The sequence below is a fragment of the Dapis purpurea BLCC-M126 genome (assembly GCF_050015975.1).
Classification (GTDB): domain Bacteria; phylum Cyanobacteriota; class Cyanobacteriia; order Cyanobacteriales; family Microcoleaceae; genus Trichodesmium.
Map to the genome: position 1 here is coordinate 6,098 of NZ_JBNHER010000282.1, position 1,018 is coordinate 7,115.

Sequence of the window (1,018 nt, forward strand, 5' to 3'; positions counted from 1 at the left end):
AAGCTACTTGCTCTTCTAACTTTTCTAGTTGTACCTTTTGCTCTTGAGACTCTTGCTGCAAAGTTTCATGTACTTCCTGGGAAACCATGGAAGCTAGTTGTACTTCTAGCTGCTGTAGTTGACTTAGTTTTTCCTGGGAATCTGCAATTACTTTTTTATCTTCTTCTAATTGTTGTTGTAAAGTTTCATAACTTTCTCTTGACACCATGGCATCCATTTGATTTTCCAAATCCTTTACCTGTGCCATTTGAGATTCCAACTCTTGCTGTAAAGTCTGATAACTTTCCGATAATTGAGCTTGTGCTTCTACAGATCCACTTAATGGCTCGGGAACTGTTACAACATCTATTTCACTGTCGGGTAATTCATTTTTGCTCAGAGCATTGTTAACTGTATCCGACTGATTATTCAAATTTGCTGTTATTTGTGCCGCCTCTCTCAAAACCGCAAGGTCTCCTCTGGCGATGCGCTCAACTAGCTCAGATCTTGATAAACCAAGTTCTTTTGCTATCTCCTTTAGCTTCTCCGCGCTAGTGGGAGTAAGAGACACGCCTACTTTAACCTTGCTTTCTGTATAAGAGGTGGCACTACCACGTTTTTTTGACATTGGTATTCTCCTTGGCCACCATATTTTTTCTAGTATACCCTTTAATGGTATTCCTTAATTAATTAAAGTATTCCAATATATGGCTTAGAATACTTATTTTGTCCTAATTCATCTAATACTAAGTAATTATTCTTATTCCATATCAAAACCAAAGGTAGAAAATAATAGCATTTCAAGGAAGTCATGCATTCAAAAGTTAAAAAGGTATCTTTCATTAATTGATAATTGATAATGGATAATTGATAATTACCTCTGGTTAAAACCCTTCGGGAATTGAAGATTGGGAAATATCATTACCAAAGGTAGAAAATAATAGCATTTCAAGGAAGTCATGCATTCAAAAGTTAAAAAGGTATCTTTCATTAATTGATAATTGATAATGGATAATTGATAATTACCTCTGGTTAAAAC

The 1,018-nt window shown here is 35.1% G+C and carries 1 protein-coding gene; it reads right to left on the reverse strand.

The features are described 5' to 3' along the window. The coding region (locus ACP6PL_RS25860) for a ribbon-helix-helix protein, CopG family (RefSeq protein WP_426548207.1) at positions 1-607 on the reverse strand (607 nt) is incomplete at its 3' end. Between the last annotated feature and the right edge of the window lie 411 nt (positions 608-1,018).